Origin of the sequence: Neobacillus muris, assembly GCF_943193175.1 — a bacterium.
Taxonomy (GTDB): Bacteria; Bacillota; Bacilli; order Bacillales; family Cytobacillaceae; genus Neobacillus; species Neobacillus muris.
The window spans coordinates 17,307-38,072 of sequence record NZ_CALPDF010000009.1; the positions used below are offsets into that span (position 1 = coordinate 17,307).

Consider the following 20,766-nt stretch of genomic DNA (forward strand, 5'->3'; position numbering starts at 1 on the left):
TGTGAAAACTCATGAATTATTTAGAAAGCGGAATCGAAATTTCCTTAAAATCTTCGGCTATATCGATAGCGGGAAAGACCTCCATGGCTTCTTTCACCAATTCTTTGGAAGCATTTCGGTCGTACCTGGCACTGATATGGGTTAAACATAATTGTTTGCAGCCAGCTTGCCTGGCAATCATTGCTGCCTGATAGGCCGTGGAGTGGAAATACTCATATGCCAGCTTTTCTTCTCCCTTAGCGAATGTGGCTTCATGAACGAGAATATCTGCCTTTTCCGCAAGTTTAGCCGCATTCTCTGTAAAGCGGGTGTCACCTAAAATGGCAACAATTCTCCCCTTTTGGGGAGGGCCAAGAAATTCAGCCGGATTGATCACTCTGCCATCTTCAAGCAAAACCGTTTCCCCATTTTTTATTTTTCTAAAAATGGGGCCGGGCTGTACACCTGCCTCCCTCAGCTTTTCAGCAAGCAGGGTCCCGGGTTTGTCTTTTTCTACAATCCGATACCCGTAGGAAGGAATCCCATGGTCCAAGAGCCGCGCTTCTACGAAAAATTGACCGTCCTCAAAAATGACACCTTCCTCAATTTCGATGACCGTTAATCGGTATTTTAAATAGGTCTGGCTGACTGAAAGGCTCGCCTGTAAATAATCTTTAATGCCTTTTGGCCCATATACGGTCACTTCTGACTCCCCGCCTTGAAATGAACGGCTGGCTAATAACCCGGGAAGGCCATAAATATGGTCACCGTGGAGATGAGTAATAAATATTTTTTCAATTCTCCGCGGTTTAATGGATGTATGTAAAATTTGATGCTGCGTGGCTTCCCCGGCATCAAATAACCAGATCGTTCCCCGTTCATCAAGAAGCTTAAGAGCGATCGATGTGACATTTCGAAGTTTTGCCGGCACTCCTGCACCTGTCCCCAAGAAAAAAATCTCCAAAACAAAAACACCTCTCTTCCGTTACTGCCCTTCCTATAGGTTAATATAGCATAAACTTTTAATTAATGCTCTTCACTACTATAGAACATAATAGAATACATGCAATCCTTTATATTTGAGAATTCTAAGAAAAACCGTTAAAATTTAATCTTGATTTACATAAGAAAAAAATGCCAGTAAAAAGCGAGGTTTCAAATAGTGGAACAAAACATGTCTTCATTAATTATGATTTTTGGGGCTACTGGCGATTTAGCCATGCGGAAATTATTCCCCTCCCTTTATCGGTTATACGAGCGAAACAAACTGGATAAATTTGCTGTCATCGGCGTGGCTAGAAGGCCGTTAACTAACGAGGAATTCCAGCAGAATATCCGTAACTCAGTCGTGTCTTCATTAGGGGACAAAAACAATCTTGATGAGTTTGTTTCCCATTTTTTCTATCAATCACATGACGTAACGGATTCTGCCTCCTATGTGGCGTTAAAAAATTTAGCCGATCAAATAGATCATCACTATCAGTTGGAGGGCAACAGAATTTTTTATCTGGCCATGGCTCCTGAGTTTTTTGGGACGATTGCCCTTCATTTGAAATCTGACGGTCTGACGGATGTAACAGGCTACAAGCGGCTGGTGATAGAAAAGCCGTTTGGACATGACCTTACTTCCGCCATTGAGTTAAACAATCAAATCCGAACTGCCTTTTCCGAAGATGAGATTTATCGGATTGACCATTATTTAGGAAAGGAAATGGTTCGGAATATCGAAGTAATCCGGTTCGCTAATGCCATTTTCGAGCCGCTATGGAACAACCGTTATATCTCCAATATACAAATAACCTCTAGTGAAACGCTGGGAGTAGAGGAACGCGGGCGTTATTACGAAACAAGCGGGGCACTTAGGGATATGGTGCAAAATCATATGATGCAAATGGTCGCATTGCTTGCGATGGAACCGCCGATTCGGCTGACTACTGATGAAATCCGTTCTGAAAAGGTCAGAGTATTCCGGGCGCTTAGAATGATTGAGGGAGAAGCGGTAAACGATTATTTTGTCCGCGGGCAATATGGAGAAGGGACTATCAATGATCAGTCAGTTCCTAAATATCGCGATGAACCTATGGTAGAAAAAGATTCGAATACAGAAACTTTCGTGGCAGGAAAAATCAAAATTGATAATTTTCGCTGGGCCGGTGTTCCGTTTTATATCCGAACTGGGAAGCGGATGGCGGCAAAAACAACAAAGATTGTTGTTCAATTTAAAGATATTCCGATGAATTTATATTATCAGACCGAAAAGGTTCTGAACCCTAACCTGCTGGTCATTCACATACAGCCGGAGGAAGGAATTACTCTGCATCTCAATGCCAAAAAGGCGGGTGGACACCTCGATGCACAAGAGGTTAAATTGAGTTTTGCCAATACAGGAACGAATGCCATGAATACGCCTGAGGGCTATGAAAAGCTGCTTTGGGATTGCATGCGCGGTGATGCCACTAATTTTACTCATTGGGATGAAGTTGCCTATTCTTGGGCATTTGTTGATAAAATTTCAGATTATTGGGAACAGAACAAAGAAGAGAGTTTTCCAAATTATCCAGCGGGATCCATGGGGCCTAAAGCAGCCGATGAGCTTTTAGAAAAAGACGGTTTCTTTTGGTGGCCAGTTAATAATATGGATGTGGATGTTTGTAAATAATTGGCTTCATGGCGACATAACTCAGCTCCCTTGCTTGGTTTTTGTCCTCATGACAATTAACTCAAATGACGACATATATAAACAGGCTCCATTTGCTGTCATGCAATGGAGCCTGTTTATTCTTCCTCTTGATGTTTATTTGGAAACGAGCGAAGAAAATCTTTATTAAAGCTTGTAGCCGTCCCAACATCGGCAGGGTCCTCCTTATGGGAACCAGCAGTTTCAATAATGGATTTGCCATACTTATCCCGAAGATTCGATAACGTCTTTAATAACGGTTCTTTTTTTGCATCCTTTTCATAGGTAAACAAATCCAACTGCTTATAGGCTGAATCCTGCTCCACCAAGTCATAACCAGTGATTCCTAACAATCGGACAGGATCACCATTCCAATGCTTCAGCAAAAGCTGTTTGGCGTTGGCGGCAATATCCTCCTGCTGCTGGATTGGATTCTCTAGTTTCTTGCTCCTTGTTATGGTTTTGCGATCCTTATACCGGATCGTTATTCCTACTGTCGCAGCAAGAACATTCTTGCGCTTCATGCGTATCGAAACGGTCTCCGCAAGCGAATCCAGCACTTGAAAAAGCTCTTGCTGATGGCTGACATCCATCGGCAGCGTAGTAGAATTGCCAATGCTTTTAAATTCCTCTACCGATTCTGGATCTACCGGGCGAAAATCAATTCCGTTTGCCCTTTCCTTCAAACGAACTCCATTAATTCCAAGCAATGCTTTCAGCTGCAATTCATGAGCCTTTGCCAAATCACCTATCGTATGAATTCCAATCGTCCTTAGTTTTTCGGCCGTTTTCTTGCCGACTCCGTGCATTTCATCAGTGGGCAAAGGCCACAGGACTGAAGGAATATCACGTTTGCGCAGAATCGTAATCCCCATTGGCTTTTTCATATCCGAGGCCATTTTTGCCAAAAATTTATTGGGTGCAACCCCTATGCTGCAAGGTAAATCAAGCTGTTCATAAATTCGCTTTTGAATATTTTGGGCAATTTCAATAGGGCTGCCCAATTCATAGGAATGGGTGATATCCATGTATCCTTCGTCAATCGATACAGGTTCGACCAGGTTCGTATAATTCCTTAAAATGGTAAACATACCAATAGACGCCGCACGATACCGCTCAAAGTTAGGTTTTTTCACAATCAGCTGCGGACATAATTTTTTAGCTTCCCAAAGCGGCATCGTTGTTTTCACGCCAAATTTCCTCGCCTCGTAGCTGCAAGTGACAATAATGCCTCTTCGCTCCTCCACATTTCCGGCAATCGCCAGCGGCTTCCCCTTTAAACTGGGATCATAAGCCATCTCTACCGAAGCATAGAAACTATTCATATCAACATGTAAAATGACCCGTCCTTTTTTCGGATACATTTCTTTCATTTTGATCATCCTTGTTCATATCTATGACCTAAGTATAACAAAAAGGAGAGCCAATGGCTCTCCTTTAAAGAATAACTACTGATTAGACACGGTATCTATTATCGCTAATGTCATATCAGCCAATTTGTATAATTCTTCAATTGGCATGCGTTCCTTGGTTGTATGAATATCTTCATATCCAACAGCAAGGTTGACAGTTGGAATTCCTAACCCATTGATGACGTTCGCATCACTGCCGCCGCCGCTTTCCTGCAGTTCACAGCGGCGGCCAATTTTTGCTGCTGCTTTACGGGCAATTTCCACGACTTGGTCACCTTCGCCAAATTTGAAGCCAGGATACATGACTTGCACATTTACTTCGGCTCTGCCGCCCATTTCTTCAGCTGTCGTTTCAAAAGCATGCTTCATCTTGCTGACTTGGGCTTCCATTTTTTCAGGAACAAGTGAGCGGGCCTCTGCTAAAATATCAACACGGTCGCATACAATATTCGTAGCCTGCCCGCCTTCAAAACGGCCAATATTGGCAGTCGTTTCTTTATCAATTCGGCCTAATGGCATTTTCGAAATCGCCTTAGCAGCAATTGTGATAGCCGAAACGCCTTTCTCAGGAGCCACACCCGCATGAGCGGTTTTTCCATATATCACAGTTTTTACCTTTGCTTGGGTCGGAGCAGCCACCACTACGTTACCGACTAAACCGTCGCTATCTAGCGCATAGCCGTATTTTGCCTTCAGCAATGATGAGTCTAATGCTTTGGCACCGACCAGACCGGATTCCTCTCCGACCGTAATGACAAATTGAATGAGTCCATGCTCGATATTTTGTTCTTTTAGTACCCGAATGGTCTCCAGCATGACGGACAAGCCGGTTTTATCATCGGCACCTAATATGGTGGTACCATCTGTTACAACATATCCATCCTTAATCGATGGCTTTACCCCTTTTGCCGGAACCACAGTATCCATATGGGATGTAAAGTAAATTGGGTCAACCCCTTCTTTTGTTGCCGGAAGGGTGCAAATAAGATTACCTGCACCATGCCCGGTCACTGATGTAGTATCGTCTTCCACCACTTCAAGGCCTAGGCCGGTAAACTTTTGTTTAAGGACTTTGGCAATTTGCGATTCATTTTTTGTTTCCGATTCAATTTGAACGAGCTCTAAAAATTCGTTTAACAGTCGTTCCTGATTAATCATTTCGAAGACCTCCAAATATGTACTGACTATATCAGTATACCTTTTCAGATTCCTATCATCAAATGAAAGGCTGACCTGGCACGATTCTTGTTTATAACGGAATATTCCCATGTTTTTTATTCGGTCTTGATTCTTGCTTAGTCCGCAGCATTTCTAATGACTGGACAATCTTAATTCGTGTGTCCCTTGGATCGATGACATCATCCACCATTCCCCTGCTGGCGGCAACATAAGGATTGGCAAACTTTTGCCGATACTCTTCAATCTTTTGCTGCCTGGTCCATTCAGGATTTTCGCTGTTTTGAATTTCCTTGGCAAAAATAATATTCGCGGCCCCCTGAGGACCCATAACAGCAATTTCGGCATTAGGCCAGGCGAAAACCAGGTCAGCTCCTATCGACTTACTATTTAAAGCTACATAGGCCCCTCCATATGCTTTTCTTAAAATAACGGTAAGCTTCGGAACAGTCGCTTCTGAATAAGCAAATAAAATCTTTGCCCCATGACGGATAATTCCGCCATGCTCCTGTTTGACACCCGGAAAAAACCCGGTGACATCCTCAAATGTAATAATTGGGATATTAAAAGAATCACAGGTCCGGATAAACCTTGCCGCCTTATCAGAAGAATCAATATCCAGGCCGCCGGCCATGACCTTAGGCTGATTGCAGACAAGCCCGACAGTTTCTCCCTTCACTCTGGCAAATCCAACCACAATATTTTTGGCAAAATCCTGGTGGATTTCCATAAACGAATCCTCATCAACCACCTGTTCAATGACTTTACGGACATCGTATGGACGGATGGCATCAAACGGAACGACATCGATTAAGTCTGGCCGATAATCATCCTGCTCGTCATGATCTTGCCGTGGGGGCTTCTCTTGATTGTTTTGAGGCAAATAGCTTAGCAGCCTGCGGACATTTTGCAAAACCTCTTCTTCTGTCGCCGCTTTAAAGTGGGCATTACCGCTGATCGAATTATGGACGGCTGCACCGCCTAAGTTTTCCGGCGAAATATTTTCTCCTGTTACGGTTTCGATCACCTTTGGACCTGTAATAAACATTTGGCTTGTCTTTTCCACCATAAAAACAAAATCAGTAATAGCAGGTGAATACACGGCCCCTCCGGCACACGGGCCCATAATCACTGAAATTTGCGGGATGACCCCAGAATAAATGGCATTCCGATAAAAAATTTGCCCGTATCCATCGAGTGAAACGACTCCTTCTTGAATCCGCGCCCCTCCGGAGTCATTCAACCCAACAAACGGCGTTCCATTCTTGGCCGCCAAATCCATGACATTGGCGATTTTCTTGGCATGCATTTCCCCTAAGGCTCCGCCAAAGACGGTAAAGTCCTGCGAAAATAAATAAATGGGCCGCCCGTTTACTTTTCCAAAACCAGTAACGACTCCATCACCTGGCCCTTTTTGTTCGTCCAGGCCAAAATCATTGGTCCGATGTTCAATAAACGGATTCAACTCCACAAAGGTTCCGCTATCAACTAACAAATCAATCCGTTCTCTTGCTGTCAGCTTCCCTTTGGCATGCTGTTTATCGATCCGCTCATCACCGCCGCCAAGCTCGATTTCCCTTCTTTTATCATATAATTCATTAATTTTTTCAAAGATGTCGATCATTACCCCTTCATCCCTTTCTTTTCGCATAGCTCAAATAACACACCAGAAGCCGATTTTGGATGCATAAAGGCGATGTGTGCTCCCCCAGCACCCAGCCTTGGATTTTCGTCAATCATCCGAATCCCTTGTTCCTCCAATTGCCTGATTCTTTCTTCAATGGATTCAACCCCCAGCGCAACATGATGGATGCCTTCTCCGCGTTTTTCTATAAACTTGAAGACAGCGCTTTCCGGTGAGATAGGCTCCAAAAGTTCAAGCTTCGTTTCCCCTGCCTGCAGAAAGGCAACTCTGACCTTTTGGCTGTCCACTTCTTCAATCTTTAACAGCGGAAGCTGCAGCACCTTCGTATAAAAAGGAAGAACAGCTTCAAGTGACTTGACTGCTATACCAATATGGTCTACCTTTTTAATCATGATTTCTCCCCTAGTCTCAATATTAACATTTATTTGACAATTACATTATTCTAGAAAAAATTCATAAATCCTTCCTAATTTCCCATATCCGTTCCGTTGTTAAACTTGCCCCATCCATGTAAAATGTTTGTATAGATTTGTGATAAGGAGGTACTTATCCATTGAGAAATAAGAAAACAAGAAAAATAATTGTCTATTTGATGCTGTTCGCTATGCTCGCCTCCACCCTCCTCCTTGGAATCGCCAAGTTTTTAAATTAGTGAACATAAAAGAGGATGACTTTTATGGGTGTACACCCATAAAAGTCATCCTCTTTGCCTTCATTTGAAAATTATCATGTTCACAAAAATAAAAGATGGCCAATGATGACCATCTTTAAACAGATTTTTATTAAAGCATTTTTTGTAAGAATTCTTGTGCTCTTTGGCTCTTCGGGCTTGTGAAGAATTCTTGCGGAGCGCTGTCTTCGATAAGCATTCCATTATCAAGAAAGAGTACCCTGTCTGCTACTTCCCTGGCAAAGCCCATTTCATGGGTCACGATCGCCATGGTCATGCCTGTATGGGCCAATGATTTCATAACGTCTAATACTTCTTTGACCATTTCTGGGTCCAGCGCTGAAGTCGGCTCATCGAATAACATGACCTCCGGCTGCATAGCCAGTGCTCTTGCGATGGCTACCCGCTGCTTTTGGCCTCCAGACAGCCGATTAGGATATTCGTTGGCCTTGTCAGATAAGCCTACTTTCCCAAGGAGTTCAAAGCCTATTTTCTCCGCTTCAGCTTTTGTTAAACCTTTTGTCTTAACTGGAGCATAAGTTAGATTTTCCAGAACGGTTTTATGCGGGAATAAATGAAAGTGCTGAAACACCATGCCTACATTTTGCCGGACTTTCATAATATTGGTTTTCTTATTGGTCAGCTCCTGATCGCCAATCCAGATTCTTCCGCCTGTCGGTTTTTCAAGATGGTTCATGCAGCGCAGGAAAGTGGACTTCCCTGATCCCGATGGACCGATAATGGCCACCACTTCGCCAGTTTTTATAGAAGTAGTGATCCCTTTTAATACCTCAAGTTTTCCATAGCTTTTAAATAAATTCTCTACCTTAATCACTGCGTCTCATTCTCCCTTCAACCGCTTTTCCTAAGAAGGTTAATGTAATTACCATGAGATAATAAATCAACCCGGCAATTAATAATGGTTCAAAGTAGGAGTAATATTCCGCGCCTACCTGATAAGAGCGGCGCATAATGTCCATTACCCCAATCGTTGTGACAATGGCGGATTCTTTGGTCAAGGAAATAAATTCATTCAATAATGCCGGCAGAATATTCTTTAATGCCTGTGGCAGAATAATATCCCACATCATTTTCCCGTACGGTACACCTAAAGCCATCGCCGCTTCCTGCTGTCCTTTATCGACTGCCAGAATTCCAGCCCGGATAATCTCGGAAATGTAAGCACCAGAATTGAGTGAAAAAGATAATACGGCAGCTGTATATGGTTCGATTTGAAAGCCAAAAATCTGCGGTGACCCGAAATAAATCAGCATGAGCTGCAGTACGAGAGGAGTTCCACGGAAAATCGATGTATATAGATCGGCAAACCAGCCAAGTACTTTAATCGAGCTTATTTTAAATAAAGATAAAATAATACCAAAGATAAATCCCAATACCCCTGCTAAAATAACAATTTTTAAGGTTACTATAACACCTTTTAAAATGTAGGGCAGAGAAGGGATAAATTGCGTAAAATCCAAATTCATGTTTATCGTCCTTCCTAATAAAAATAGCAGAGACGTCCAGAAGCCATAATTCTTCCAAACGTCTCATTTCGACATCAATGTTATTGTTGATCGCCAAACCATTTAATGATTAATTCATCCAGTTCCCCATTTTCCTTCATTTTCTTTAGCTCTTGATTAAACTTTTCAGTTAAATCGCTGTCCTTTGGAAATGCAATGGCAGAGCCTGCTTCAGGGTCGTCATTAAGTGTAAAGCCTTCTAGCTCAGTCTCTTTTGTGAAATAGCCCTTCGCAACGGTATCTTCAATAATCGCCGCATCGAATCGGCCCGATTTAATTTCTTGAATAAGATCCTGTATACGATTGCGGTCTTCAATCTTAATAGGAAGCTCTTCATTAATTTCTTTTGCTTTATCTGCTTGAATCGATCCAAGCTGCACGCCGACAGTTTTCCCTTTCAAGTCTTCTAATTTTGAAATGCCGCTGTCCTTTTTAGAAACGATCATGAATTGTGCCGTATAGTAGATGTCGCTAAAATCGACGTTTTTCTTTCTTTTTTCTGTTGGAGTCATTCCGGCTAAAACAAAGTCTGCCTGGCCAGATTTCAGAGCTTGCACAAGACCGTTGAAATCCATGTCTTTTACTTCCATCTTATATCCGAGCTTACTAGTAATCGCCTTCGCCAAATCCACGTCAAAGCCGATAATTTCATCACTTTTCTCCGTTTCGATATACTCGAAAGGGGCATAATCTGCAGAAGTTCCCATGACCAATACCTTCTTATCACTGGCAGCTTTGCTCGTCTTTTCGCTGGAACCACAAGCAGCCAGCAGTCCTGCAGCCAAAACCATTGACAATAATAAAATTAATCCCTTTTTCATTTGTTTTCCCCCTATAAAGTTATCTGATTATTCTAGTTATTGTTTTTTACATAATATGAATCCAATTATATACCCAATCAGCAGATTAGTAGTTTATCGGATTAATATTTATTCAACGTAATGAATTTTAACACAGATAAATAATTATGCAAATATATTTTTAATAATTCTTTTATATTTTTTCTCAGTAAATTTTTCCAATAAAAAAAGGCCATTTCCCAGAGGAAATTGACCTTTTAAAATTTATACTTCTTCGCAGTATTTATCGAATTCTTGCTGCAGTTTTGCCACGACCGTTGCAGGATCATAGCCTTCAATTTGGTGCCTTTCAACCATTGTGCATATTTTGCCGTCCTTTAACAGGGCAAAGGATGGAGAGGATGGAGGATACCCAGTAAAATAGCTTCTTGCTCTTTCCGTAGCCTCTTTATCCTGTCCTGCAAAAACAGTTACAAAACGATCCGGACGCTTATCATAATGAACGGCATAAGCGGCTGCAGGACGTGCAACACCTCCAGCACATCCACATACAGAATTAATCATGACCAATGTTGTGCCTTTTTGCGTCAGTGTCTCATCCACTTCTTCCGGCGTTTTTAGCTCTTCATATCCTGCAGAAACGATTTCCTGCCGCGCCTGGCGGACCACATCGTTCATGAATATATTAAAATCCATGCTCATAAGATCACTCCTTTTTCAATCTATATACCTACATCATAACAGTTGAAACAGGTTTTATACAAATGAATGATTCCAACAATGGCCAAGGATTATTGTTTATGTTCCATAAACAGTCTAAATAGCGCATTAGCTGCACTGGCCACTGTCATTTCACCGGCAATTACCTGATTCTCCAATTTAGGGAGCTCCGCCTTTACCTGCGGATGATGATAAAACTGATAATGGAGCTGATCGGCAATAATGGAATATAGCCACTCCCTTGCCTGCATTTTTCTTCTTGCTTCGAAAACCCCAGAAGCCTTCCCTGCTTCTTCAAAGGATTGGATCATCTGCCACAGCTCGCCAATACCCTCATTAGTTAAGGAAGAGCAAGTATAGGCTTTCGTTTCCCATCCTTTAGTGGCAGGCTGCAAGAAATGCAAAATCCGATTATATTCCTGCCTTGTCTTTTCCGCCTTTAGTTTATTGGCTCCATCTGCCTTGTGGACAATAACAGCGTCTGCAAGCTCCATAATCCCCTTTTTCATTCCCTGCAATTCATCCCCGGCACCAGTCAGGACAAGCAGCATGAAAAAATCTACCATATCGCGGATCAGCACCTCACTTTGCCCGACCCCAACCGTTTCAATCAGAATGACATCATAACCGGCAGCTTCACAAATCAGCATAGCCTCCCTTGTTTTGCGGTGAACCCCGCCCAGCTTTCCTGCTGTAGGAGAAGGACGAATAAACGCCAGCGGATGTTTTGATAATTGCTCCATCCTTGTTTTGTCGCCAAGGATGCTGCCGCCGCTGATGCTGGAGCTCGGGTCAATGGCCAAAACGGCTACACGAAACCCCTGATTGCATAAATGCATCCCGAAGGCTTCAATAAACGTACTTTTTCCAGCCCCCGGCACACCGGTAATCCCTATTCGAATGGATTTTCCAGTGTTAGGCAGCAATTTTTGCAGCAGTGATTGGGCTTTTTGGAAATGCTGCTCCGAATTGCTCTCTGCCATCGTGATGGCTCTTGCCAAATAACTCCGATTACCTTGGATCACTCCTTGATACAATTCATCAATAGTTGGCTCCAGGTTTCGTCGCTTTTGAAACCGGATATTTTTTTGAATCGATTCAGGATGTTGGTCAATCGCCATTTATTGTGCCACTTCCTCATAGCCCAGCTGTTTATAGATTTCTTTAATCACTTTTTGGGCCGCAACAGGGATAATCGTGCCCGGACCAAAGATGGCCGCCGCACCATGATCGTATAAAAACTGATAATCCTGGGCAGGTATAACCCCTCCGACTACCACTAAAATGTCTTCTCTGCCGAGTTTTTCCAATTCTTCCACAAGTTGAAGCAGCAATGTCTTGTGTCCAGCGGCAAGCGAACTCATTCCAATGACATGAACATCATTTTCGACCGCCTGTACAGCTGTCTCCTCCGGCGTTTGAAACAGCGGTCCAATATCAACATCAAATCCTAAATCCGCAAACGCGGTTGCGATGACTTTTGCACCGCGGTCATGGCCGTCCTGGCCCATTTTCGCAATTAAGATCCTCGGTCTTCTTCCCTCGTTTTCCAAGAACTCCTCGGTCATTTTTTGAACCTCTTTGATGTCCTCTTCCTGATTGAAGGCTGTGCTGTATACGCCGCTAATCGAACGAATCACGGCTTTATGCCGTCCGGCCGCTTTTTCGATTGCATCAGAGATTTCCCCCAGTGTCGCCCGGACCCGTGCTGCCTGAATGGCCAGTTCCAATAAGTTGCCCTCTCCGCCTGCCGCAGCCGCTGTTAATGCGTGCAAAGCTTCCTCCACTTTTTGGCCATCGCGGCCTGCTTTCAGATGATTTAGTTTTTCAATTTGTTTCAATCGGACAGCTGTATTATCAATGTCCAATATATCAATTGGCTCTTCCCTTTCCGGCCGGTATTGGTTAACCCCAACAATGATTTCTTTGCCTGAGTCAATTTGCGCCTGCCGCCGTGCTGCTGCCTCTTCTATCCTCATTTTTGGCAGCCCTGTTTCAATCGCTTTTGCCATGCCGCCGAGACTCTCAATTTCTTCAATATGGGTCCAAGCCCGTTTGGCTAGTTCATCCGTCAGCTTCTCCACATAATAGGAGCCTGCCCAAGGGTCAATGACTTTGGTGATGCCTGTTTCCTCTTGCAAAAATAATTGCGTATTTCTGGCTATCCGTGCTGAAAAATCGGTAGGGAGGGCAATCGCTTCATCCAATGCATTGGTATGCAGTGATTGGGTATGACCCACGGCTGCTGCATGCGCTTCAATTAAGGTTCTCGTCACATTATTAAAAGGATCCTGCTCGGTCAAACTCCATCCTGATGTTTGCGAATGTGTGCGGAGTGCCATCGACTTTTCATTTTTTGGTTGAAACGATTTCATCATTTTTGCCCAAATAAACCTAGCCGCCCGCATCTTGGCCACTTCCATAAAATAATTCATGCCGACAGCCCAGAAAAATGACAGCCTTGGTGCAAAGGAGTCGATATCAATTCCTGCCTTCAACCCAGTTCTCACATACTCCAATCCGTCTGCCAGTGTATAGGCCAGCTCAAGGTCAGCTGGGGCCCCAGCTTCCTGCATATGATAGCCGGAAATACTGATACTATTAAACTTCGGCATGTATTTAGACGAATATTCAAAAATATCGGCAATAATCTTCATCGACATTTCTGGCGGATAAATGTACGTATTGCGGACCATATATTCTTTTAAAATATCATTTTGAATCGTGCCGGCAAGCTGATTCTGCGTCACTCCCTGCTCTTCGGCTGTTACGATATAAAAAGCCATAATCGGCAGTACCGCCCCGTTCATAGTCATTGAAACGGACATTTGGTCTAAAGGGATTCCTTCAAAAAGTGTTTTCATATCCATTATAGAATCAATGGCAACCCCTGCTTTGCCGACATCGCTCACCACCCGCGGGTGGTCAGAGTCATAGCCTCTATGTGTAGCCAAATCAAAGGCAACTGACAATCCCTTTTGCCCCATTGCCAGGTTGCGGCGATAAAAGGCATTGCTCTCCTCTGCGGTTGAAAATCCGGCGTATTGGCGGACCGTCCAAGGCCGGTTCACATACATGGTCGGGTATGGCCCCCTTGTAAATGGGGGGATTCCCGGAAGATGATCAAGATGCTCCAATCCTTCCAGGTCAGCTTTTGTATAAATGGGTTTTAGGCTGATTTGTTCATTTGTTTCAAAGAGTAAATCTTCAAGTGAAGCTTGAAGCTCTCTTTCCGCCTGTTCCTCCCATTCTTCTTTCATAAGAAAGTCTGGTTGATCAAACAAGGGCAAGCTAGTAAAATCAGGCTTTTGTTTCTTCAATGGATGTCACCTCCAGGCTGGTTATAATAGCAGATAAGGTTTCATAACAATTGCTTTTTGCATGTATAAACAGCTCGATCCCTTCTTGTTTCCACTGCTCCTGTTTCTCTTGGCCGGGCAGGCCTGCTAAACAGAATACCAGATGGGGAAATTCCGTTTTTAAAGCAGAGAGCAGCTCAAGCCCCATTTGTCCATAATGATCATCAGATCCGCATAAACAAACCCATTTTGGCTGTTCCTGTTTGACAAATTGCTTTGCCTCCTCCAAATCAAAAATTGGCCTGCTTTCAATTGTTTGGATACCGCCTGGCGCCAAAAATCCCTTAATAAAATCAAGCCTTGGTTTATGCTGCTTCAGATTTCCAAGACAAAGCATCCCGACAGCGGCCGGAGTGCCCAGTTTAGCCTCGAGCTGTTTTGCCCTGTATCTAAGTTGCTCATAGGGCTCTGATAATCTTCTCTGTGGAATGCTCGCGATTTGGATGCCTGGTCCGGCATGAATGTCTGCCGCTTGCGTTTTGATTGGCACTGGCTCAGGAGGATTCTCATCTACCTTAACATAGACATTGGTTCCGACAATGCTTTTCTTTCTTGTTTGAATATCTTCGTTTCTTTTTATAAAAGTCGCTTCAACCTGCTCTTGCAGCCAATTGTTTTTTACGACTTCAAGGATGCCCCCTTTTGCTTCAATCCGTTGGAAAAATGCCCATGCTTCCCCAGCCAGTTGATTGGTCAGCGTTTCGAGATACCACGAGCCGCCAGCAGGGTCGATGATTTTTTTTAGCTGGGTTTCTTCTTTTAAAATCAGCTGAATATTGCGGGCAATCCGTTCCGAGAGAGGGGTCGATCCAGTTATTTCATCAAATGGTGTGATGTGCAAATACTGCACGCCGGCTAAAACGGCCGCGAACGCTTCATCAGCTGTCCGAAGCAGATTTACATGCGGGTCTGTTACCGTCATCGTAAACCGGGATGTCTCTGCAGCTATCTCCATCCCCCCCGCCTGTTGTCCTGCCCCATATAGGGAGGCAATCCTTCCCCAAACAATCCGGGCTGCTCTCAGCTTGGCTAACTCGATAAAAAACTCGCAGCCCATTGAGAATTGAAAAATAAGTTTAGATAGGGCACTCTCAAGACTCATACCAGCTTCCATTAGCTGCTCAAGATAAAAAACGCCGATGGCCGCTGCAATGCCAATCTCTTGGACCGCGTTTGCCCCGCCATTATGATAGGGGGATGTATCAACAAGAACTGTTCGTAAGTTGGGATAATACTGATTCGCTTTTACAATATACTCGGACCATGGTTTAAAAATATTTAGATTGAGTTCACCCCGCTCCACTGACAAAGAGAGGGGATCATTGGCAATATATCCAGTTATATGTCCAGGAGCATATCGGTGGTTAAAAAGATGCGTTAAAAATTCGGCATGGAGCCATTTTGAATTCACTGCGAATGGGTAATGTGAGCAAAAATCTGTATAACTGCTATTTTCTAACAGCGCCATCGTTACCTCAAAAGAGATGGCTGTTTGTCCGTTTTCAAATGCGTGGTTAAGTTTATCTTTTAGTACTTCTGGTGTATCCGCTTTTAACCGTTGGGCAATCTTCCATTCATTTGCCAAATATCCTAAAGGATAGACCCCTCTTCTTAAATCAGAGCCGCCGGGATACTGTGGCACAGCTTGTTCGTCTAATCGTGAATATAGAGGCTTCAACGTAATATTTTCATATGTAGTGCCCGTTAATGCTTCAAGCGGTTTTCCTTTTAAAGACTCTTTGGCCCGTTCTTCCCACTCCTTTATTGATGGAGAAGGAAAAGATTGATTTCTGATGCTTTCCATACCTTCTTCATCCCCCTTCCTAAAAAATAATAAAATCATAAAATTCAATCAATTTTATTGTAGGATAGAAAGCGTTATCAATCAATAAAAAAAACGCTGCCATGTTTGACAGCGATATATTTAATAGATAGGTGTCGTGGTTTTGGATGTATTTTCGATTATTTCTTTAACACGTTGAAGGAATCGGCCGCAAATCAAACCATCCAATATCCGGTGATCGAGTGACATGCAAAGATTTACCATATCCCGAACAGCGATCATTCCGTTTATCACCACTGGGCGTTTCACTATAGATTCCACTTGCAAAATGGCGGCCTGTGGGTAATTTAGAATGCCCATTGATTGGATAGAGCCAAAAGAACCCGTGTTATTTACGGTAAATGTGCCTCCCTGCATATCTTCCGGACGAAGTTTGCCCGTTCTTGCCTTAACAGCGAGCTCAGAAATTTCACGGGCAATGCCTTTGATCGTTTTTTCGTCGGCATTTTTAATAACTGGAACGAATAAAGCATTCTCCGCCGCAACGGCAATGGAAATATTGATCTCTCTTTTCTGAATAATTTTTTCCCCCGCCCACATCGAATTGATTTGCGGGAATTCTTTTAAGGCCTGGGCGGCCGCTTTAACAAAGAACGCAAAATAAGTTAAATTAAAACCTTCTTTGGACTTAAACTCTTCCTTTATCGAATGCCGGTAGCCAACAAGATTGGAAGCATCCACTTCGACCATGGTCCACGCATGCGGCGCCTCATGCTTACTCCGCAGCATATTCATGGCAATTGCTTTCCGGACACCGTTTACCGGTATCTCAATGTCCCCTGCAGCCACTGGGATATTCACAGCCGGTGCTGCTGGTGCCTCCGGCGCACCGCTGACGGGCTGGTGCTCATTTGAAACTAAAACAGGCTGACTCGGCACTTCAGACTGCTGGCCAGCTATTGGAATGGTTCCTGATTCAATTATTTTTAGTAAATCTTTTCTGGTAATCCGGCCGCCTGCACCTGTCCCTGTTATTTGCATTAAGTCAATGCCGTGTTCCTGGGAAATTTTTAACACAGCTGGAGAGTACCGTGCTTTGGCCGCATGATGACTCCCGGCCGCCTGAACCGGTGCTTCAGGCTGCTTTTCCGGTGCCACAACAGAAACTTCACCTGTATTTCCCTCTATTTCAATCGTACAGATCATATCTCCAACTGCCAATGTATCTCCCTCTTCGGCGAGTAATTGTTTGATAACACCTGAAAAGGAAGATGGGACCTCCGCATTGACCTTATCGGTCATGACTTCTGCCAGCGGGTCGTATTTATTAACGCGGTCTCCCGGCGCAACAAGCCATTTACTGATGGTGCCTTCTGTTACACTTTCGCCTAATTGAGGCATTTTAATATGTTCAACAACCAATGGTCATACCCCCTGTGAAACTTCTGTTCCAGCTCAGATTTATGCGACAGAATCGACACTACCGCCATTCATTCTGATTAAAACTCGGCCAGCTCCCGCATGGCTTTCTCAACCTTATCCGGATTTACCATAAAAAACTTCTCCATTGTCGGCGCATAAGGCATGGCTGGTACATCTGGGCCTGCCAGCCGTTTAATGGGTGCATCTAGATCGAACAAACAATGTTCGGCAATGATGGCAGCTACCTCACTTATGATGCTTCCTTCTTTGTTGTCTTCTGTAATCAATAGTACCTTGCCTGTTTTAGAGGCGGCTTCGATAATGGCTTCTTTATCAAGCGGGTAAACTGTACGCAAATCAAGAATGTGAACTGAGATTCCATCCCCCGCTAATTTTTCAGCTGCCTGCAGGGCAAAATGAACACAAAGACCATAGGTAATAACCGTGAGATCTTCACCCTTCCGTTTTACTTCTGCTTTGCCAATTGGCACTGTATAGTCCTCAGCGGGCACCTCGCCTTTTATTAACCGGTAGGCCCGTTTATGTTCAAAGAATAAAACAGGGTCATTATCGCGAATGGCGGCCTTCAGCAGCCCTTTTACATCATACGGAGTTGATGGCATGACAATTTTTAAGCCTGGCTGATTGGCAAAAACGGATTCAACCGACTGGGAATGGTAAAGTGCCCCATGAACACCGCCGCCATATGGTGCCCGAATAACAATCGGGCAGTTCCAATCATTGTTGGAACGATAACGGATCCTCGCCGCTTCGGAAATAATTTGGTTTACGGCGGGCATAATAAAATCGGCAAACTGCATCTCAGCAATTGGCCGCATTCCATACATGGCGGCACCTATTCCTACACCTGCAATGGCTGATTCCGCAAGCGGCGTATCGATTACCCGTTCTTCTCCAAATTGCTCATACAAACCTTGAGTTGCTTTGAAAACCCCGCCCTTTCTTCCCACATCTTCCCCCAGGACAAATACCCGAGGGTCACGTTCCATTTCTTCACGAATGGCCATTGTGACCGCATCAATGTATGAAATTATTGCCATGTTCCTTCCCCCTTAATCTCCATAAACATAGTTTAAGGCATGCTCTGGTTCTGCATATGGAGCATTCTCCGCGTAATCTGTAGCCTCATTGACAATCTTCATTACCCTGTCATTTATTTGTGATTCCAGATTGTCATCCATCACACCCGTTTCTTTCAGATAGGCACCGAATGTAATAATTGGGTCTAATGTTTTAGCTTCAGCCACCTCATCTGGTGCCCTGTAGGAGCGGTCATCATCATCTGAAGAATGCGGGGTCAACCGATACGATACCGTTTCAATTAAGGACGGGCCTTCCCCCCTCCGGCCACGGCCGGCAGCTTCTTTTACTGCTTGATAAACCTCTAATGGATCATTCCCATCTACCGTTACCCCGGGCATTCCATAACCAATGGCACGGTCGGAAACCTTTTCGCAGGCTAACTGCTTTTCAACCGGAACCGAAATCGCATACTTGTTATTCTCACACATGAAAATCACCGGCAGCTTATGAACGCCTGCAAAGTTGGCCCCTTCATGAAAATCCCCTTGATTGGAGGAACCTTCCCCAAAGGTTACGAATGAAACAAAATCCTTTTTTTCCATTTTCCCCGCCAGTGCAATACCGACTGCATGCGGCACCTGTGTTGTCACAGGAGAAGAACCAGTAACGATCCGATTCTTTTTTTGGCCAAAGTGGCCAGGCATTTGCCTGCCGCCTGAATTAGGGTCTTCTGCCTTTGCAAAGGCGGAGAGCATAATATCCTTAGCGGTCATTCCAAAGGTTAATACGACTCCCATATCACGATAATATGGAAGCACATAATCCTTATTGCGATCCAAAGCAAAAGCGGCGCCGACTTGGGCAGCTTCCTGCCCTTGACATGAGATCACAAACGGAATTTTTCCAGCGCGGTTCAACAGCCACATCCGTTCATCAATGCGCCGGGCCAAAAGCATCGTTTCATACATTTCCAATACTGTATCATCATTTAAGCCTAATGCTTCATGACGCTTGTTAACCATCCATGTTTACCTCCCATTTGTCCAAATCATTCAATACTCATCCGTGCAAGGCTCTGCCATCGACTGCCAGCGCAGCCTCCCCGATAGCCTCAGATAGAGTAGGATGCGGGTGAATCGTATGGGCAATTTCCCATGGAACCGCATCTAAAACCATCGCCAAACCCGCTTCAGAAATCATGTCAGTGACATGCGGACCGATCATGTGTACCCCAAGAATATCATCGGTCACTGTGTCGGCAACAATTTTCACAAATCCATCAGCCTCTCCAAATACAAGGGCTTTGCCAACTGCACGAAAAGAAAATTTTCCGACCTTTACTTTATGCCCCTTTTGAACGGCCTGTTCTTCTGTCAAGCCTACGCTTGCGGCCTCGGGATTACTATAAATGCACTTAGAAACCAAATCGTAATCAAGGGGAGAGGGTTTGTTTTCGGACATATGCTCTACAGCGATAATTCCTTCATGGGAAGCGACATGGGCCAGCTGCAATCCCCCAATGACATCCCCAATGGCATAGATATGGGATTCTTTTGTTTGATAATATAGATTGGTGACAATATGGCCTCTATCAACCTGTATGTCCGTATTTTCCAAGCCCAATCCTTCTATATTTGCTTGCCTCCCTACCGATACAAGCAGCCGCTCGGCTATAAATTCTCGATTGGCACCGTTCACTTCCGCTAAAATGGATACTTCGCCATCTTTACTGAGTGTTTCTGGCAGGACTTTTGCCTTTGTTATAATTTTTATCCCCTTTTTCTTCATCAGCCGCTGCATTTCCTTTGAAACTTCCTTGTCCTCAGTCGGTATGATGCGGTCCTCATATTCCAGCACTGTAACCTCGGCCCCAAAATCGGAGAGCATAGATGCCCACTCGATTCCAATTACTCCGCCGCCCACGATGATAACCGATTTTGGTATCGCCGTTAGCTCCAACGCTTCATCAGAGGTCAGGACATACTCGCCATCAATTTCCAAACCAGGAAGCGGCCTTGGTCTCGATCCAGTAGCAATAATCACGTTCTTGGGGATCAGCATCTCATTTTCTGCCCCACTGTTCATTTCAACAGAAATGGTTCCGGGCAGCGGAGAAAAAATCGATGGTCCGAGAATTCGGCCTATCCCTTGATAAACATCAATTTTCCCCTTTTTCATTAATTGTTCAACTCCGCGATGGAGTGTGTCAACGATTTTCATTTTCCGTTCTTGAACCTTTGCGAAGTTAACGGTGACGTCATTGGCAAAGACCCCATACTCTTCACTATTCTTTGCAGTTTTATAAATTTCAGCACTTCGCAGCAGTGCCTTACTTGGTATACAGCCTTTATGGAGGCAGGTGCCTCCGAGTTTCCCCTTTTCAACGATCGCTGTCTTTAACCCAAGCTGTGAGGCGCGGATGGCAGCGACGTAACCGCCAGTGCCACCGCCAAGAATGACTAAATCATACTCTTGTGCCACAACTTTTCCTCCCTAAGATTCCGCCTTTTTACAGGTATACAATGTCATGGATAACCCTTTATAGTTCCCTAT

General features: G+C 44.2%; 18 protein-coding genes. 2 read left to right on the forward strand and 16 right to left on the reverse strand.

Translation table 11 applies throughout. From position 1 onward, the window contains the following. Positions 1-16 precede the first annotated feature (16 nt). Positions 17-943, reverse strand: coding sequence for a ribonuclease Z (gene rnz, locus NFS43_RS08790; RefSeq protein ID WP_251551288.1), 927 nt, complete (start codon positions 941-943; stop codon positions 17-19). Between the two features lie 225 nt (positions 944-1,168). On the opposite strand from rnz, the gene zwf reads away from it, so the two are divergent. Beyond that, entirely contained in the window at positions 1,169-2,638 is a 1,470-nt protein-coding gene (gene zwf, locus NFS43_RS08795) for a glucose-6-phosphate dehydrogenase (RefSeq protein WP_420910314.1), read from the forward strand. Positions 2,639-2,754: 116 nt separating this feature from the next. On the opposite strand, the gene NFS43_RS08800 is transcribed toward zwf, so the two are convergent. The 4 genes from NFS43_RS08800 to mce all read right to left on the reverse strand — a co-directional run bounded on the left by NFS43_RS08800 (position 2,755) and on the right by mce (position 7,281). Further along, positions 2,755-4,029 carry a DNA polymerase IV gene (locus tag NFS43_RS08800; RefSeq protein WP_251551290.1) on the reverse strand — a complete coding sequence of 425 codons (1,275 nt, stop codon included), beginning with the start codon at positions 4,027-4,029 and terminating at the stop codon, positions 2,755-2,757. A gap of 75 nt (positions 4,030-4,104) precedes the next feature. Then, positions 4,105-5,226 carry a tripeptidase T gene (locus NFS43_RS08805; RefSeq protein WP_251551291.1) on the reverse strand — a complete coding sequence of 374 codons (1,122 nt, stop codon included), beginning with the start codon at positions 5,224-5,226 and terminating at the stop codon, positions 4,105-4,107. Between the two features lie 91 nt (positions 5,227-5,317). Next, on the reverse strand, positions 5,318-6,868 hold the full coding sequence (locus NFS43_RS08810; RefSeq protein ID WP_251551292.1) for an acyl-CoA carboxylase subunit beta: 1,551 nt from the start codon (positions 6,866-6,868) through the stop codon (positions 5,318-5,320). After that, positions 6,868-7,281 (reverse strand): methylmalonyl-CoA epimerase, encoded by a 414-nt coding sequence (mce, locus tag NFS43_RS08815; RefSeq protein ID WP_420910311.1) that lies wholly within the window; start codon positions 7,279-7,281, stop codon positions 6,868-6,870. The genes NFS43_RS08810 and mce overlap by 1 nt, the downstream gene beginning before the upstream one ends. 161 nt (positions 7,282-7,442) lie before the next feature. On the opposite strand from mce, the gene prli42 reads away from it, so the two are divergent. Then, positions 7,443-7,541: a stressosome-associated protein Prli42 gene (gene prli42, locus NFS43_RS08820; RefSeq protein ID WP_251551293.1), complete on the forward strand. Its 99-nt coding sequence runs from the start codon at positions 7,443-7,445 to the stop codon at positions 7,539-7,541. Between the two features lie 130 nt (positions 7,542-7,671). On the opposite strand, the gene NFS43_RS08825 is transcribed toward prli42, so the two are convergent. The 11 genes from NFS43_RS08825 to lpdA all read right to left on the reverse strand — a co-directional run bounded on the left by NFS43_RS08825 (position 7,672) and on the right by lpdA (position 20,694). Further along, positions 7,672-8,394, reverse strand: a complete 723-nt coding sequence (locus tag NFS43_RS08825; RefSeq protein WP_251551294.1) for an amino acid ABC transporter ATP-binding protein — start codon at positions 8,392-8,394, stop codon at positions 7,672-7,674. Continuing rightward, positions 8,387-9,046 carry an amino acid ABC transporter permease gene (locus NFS43_RS08830; RefSeq protein ID WP_251551295.1) on the reverse strand — a complete coding sequence of 220 codons (660 nt, stop codon included), beginning with the start codon at positions 9,044-9,046 and terminating at the stop codon, positions 8,387-8,389. The genes NFS43_RS08825 and NFS43_RS08830 overlap by 8 nt, the downstream gene beginning before the upstream one ends. 80 nt (positions 9,047-9,126) lie before the next feature. Next, the gene (locus NFS43_RS08835; RefSeq protein ID WP_251551296.1) at positions 9,127-9,906 is read right to left on the reverse strand and encodes a transporter substrate-binding domain-containing protein; all 780 of its coding nucleotides are present in this window, start codon (positions 9,904-9,906) and stop codon (positions 9,127-9,129) included. A gap of 243 nt (positions 9,907-10,149) precedes the next feature. Continuing rightward, complete coding sequence (locus NFS43_RS08840) at positions 10,150-10,587, reverse strand: BrxA/BrxB family bacilliredoxin (protein WP_251551297.1); 438 nt, start codon at positions 10,585-10,587, stop codon at positions 10,150-10,152. An 89-nt stretch (positions 10,588-10,676) separates the two neighbouring features. After that, positions 10,677-11,726: a methylmalonyl Co-A mutase-associated GTPase MeaB gene (meaB, locus tag NFS43_RS08845; RefSeq protein WP_251551298.1), complete on the reverse strand. Its 1,050-nt coding sequence runs from the start codon at positions 11,724-11,726 to the stop codon at positions 10,677-10,679. Beyond that, positions 11,727-13,865, reverse strand: coding sequence for a methylmalonyl-CoA mutase (scpA, locus tag NFS43_RS08850; protein WP_251551392.1), 2,139 nt, complete (start codon positions 13,863-13,865; stop codon positions 11,727-11,729). It lies immediately after the preceding gene. A gap of 40 nt (positions 13,866-13,905) precedes the next feature. Then, on the reverse strand, positions 13,906-15,768 hold the full coding sequence (locus tag NFS43_RS08855) for a methylmalonyl-CoA mutase family protein (RefSeq protein WP_251551299.1): 1,863 nt from the start codon (positions 15,766-15,768) through the stop codon (positions 13,906-13,908). A gap of 120 nt (positions 15,769-15,888) precedes the next feature. Next, positions 15,889-17,169, reverse strand: a complete 1,281-nt coding sequence (locus NFS43_RS08860) for a dihydrolipoamide acetyltransferase family protein (protein WP_251551300.1) — start codon at positions 17,167-17,169, stop codon at positions 15,889-15,891. A gap of 77 nt (positions 17,170-17,246) precedes the next feature. After that, complete coding sequence (locus tag NFS43_RS08865) at positions 17,247-18,230, reverse strand: alpha-ketoacid dehydrogenase subunit beta (protein WP_251551301.1); 984 nt, start codon at positions 18,228-18,230, stop codon at positions 17,247-17,249. Positions 18,231-18,242: 12 nt separating this feature from the next. Continuing rightward, a complete protein-coding gene (locus NFS43_RS08870; protein WP_251551302.1) occupies positions 18,243-19,235 on the reverse strand; it encodes a thiamine pyrophosphate-dependent dehydrogenase E1 component subunit alpha in 993 nt (330 codons plus the stop codon). 37 nt (positions 19,236-19,272) lie between these two features. Then, a complete protein-coding gene (gene lpdA / locus NFS43_RS08875) occupies positions 19,273-20,694 on the reverse strand; it encodes a dihydrolipoyl dehydrogenase (protein WP_251551303.1) in 1,422 nt (473 codons plus the stop codon). Positions 20,695-20,766 lie beyond the last annotated feature (72 nt).

Coding starts and splice junctions, on each gene's coding strand:
- NFS43_RS08840 (WP_251551297.1), bottom strand. CDS start 10,587: ATGAGCATGGATTTTAATATATTCATGAACGATGTGGTCCGCCAGGCG.
- NFS43_RS08855 (WP_251551299.1), bottom strand. CDS start 15,768: ATGGAAAGCATCAGAAATCAATCTTTTCCTTCTCCATCAATAAAGGAG.
- NFS43_RS08805 (WP_251551291.1), bottom strand. CDS start 5,226: ATGATTAATCAGGAACGACTGTTAAACGAATTTTTAGAGCTCGTTCAA.
- NFS43_RS08865 (WP_251551301.1), bottom strand. CDS start 18,230: ATGGCAATAATTTCATACATTGATGCGGTCACAATGGCCATTCGTGAA.
- mce (WP_420910311.1), bottom strand. CDS start 7,281: ATGATTAAAAAGGTAGACCATATTGGTATAGCAGTCAAGTCACTTGAA.
- NFS43_RS08810 (WP_251551292.1), bottom strand. CDS start 6,868: ATGATCGACATCTTTGAAAAAATTAATGAATTATATGATAAAAGAAGG.
- NFS43_RS08870 (WP_251551302.1), bottom strand. CDS start 19,235: ATGGTTAACAAGCGTCATGAAGCATTAGGCTTAAATGATGATACAGTA.
- NFS43_RS08835 (WP_251551296.1), bottom strand. CDS start 9,906: ATGAAAAAGGGATTAATTTTATTATTGTCAATGGTTTTGGCTGCAGGA.
- NFS43_RS08800 (WP_251551290.1), bottom strand. CDS start 4,029: ATGAAAGAAATGTATCCGAAAAAAGGACGGGTCATTTTACATGTTGAT.
- NFS43_RS08830 (WP_251551295.1), bottom strand. CDS start 9,046: ATGAATTTGGATTTTACGCAATTTATCCCTTCTCTGCCCTACATTTTA.
- meaB (WP_251551298.1), bottom strand. CDS start 11,726: ATGGCGATTGACCAACATCCTGAATCGATTCAAAAAAATATCCGGTTT.
- zwf (WP_420910314.1), top strand. CDS start 1,169: ATGATTTTTGGGGCTACTGGCGATTTAGCCATGCGGAAATTATTCCCC.
- scpA (WP_251551392.1), bottom strand. CDS start 13,865: ATGAAAGAAGAATGGGAGGAACAGGCGGAAAGAGAGCTTCAAGCTTCA.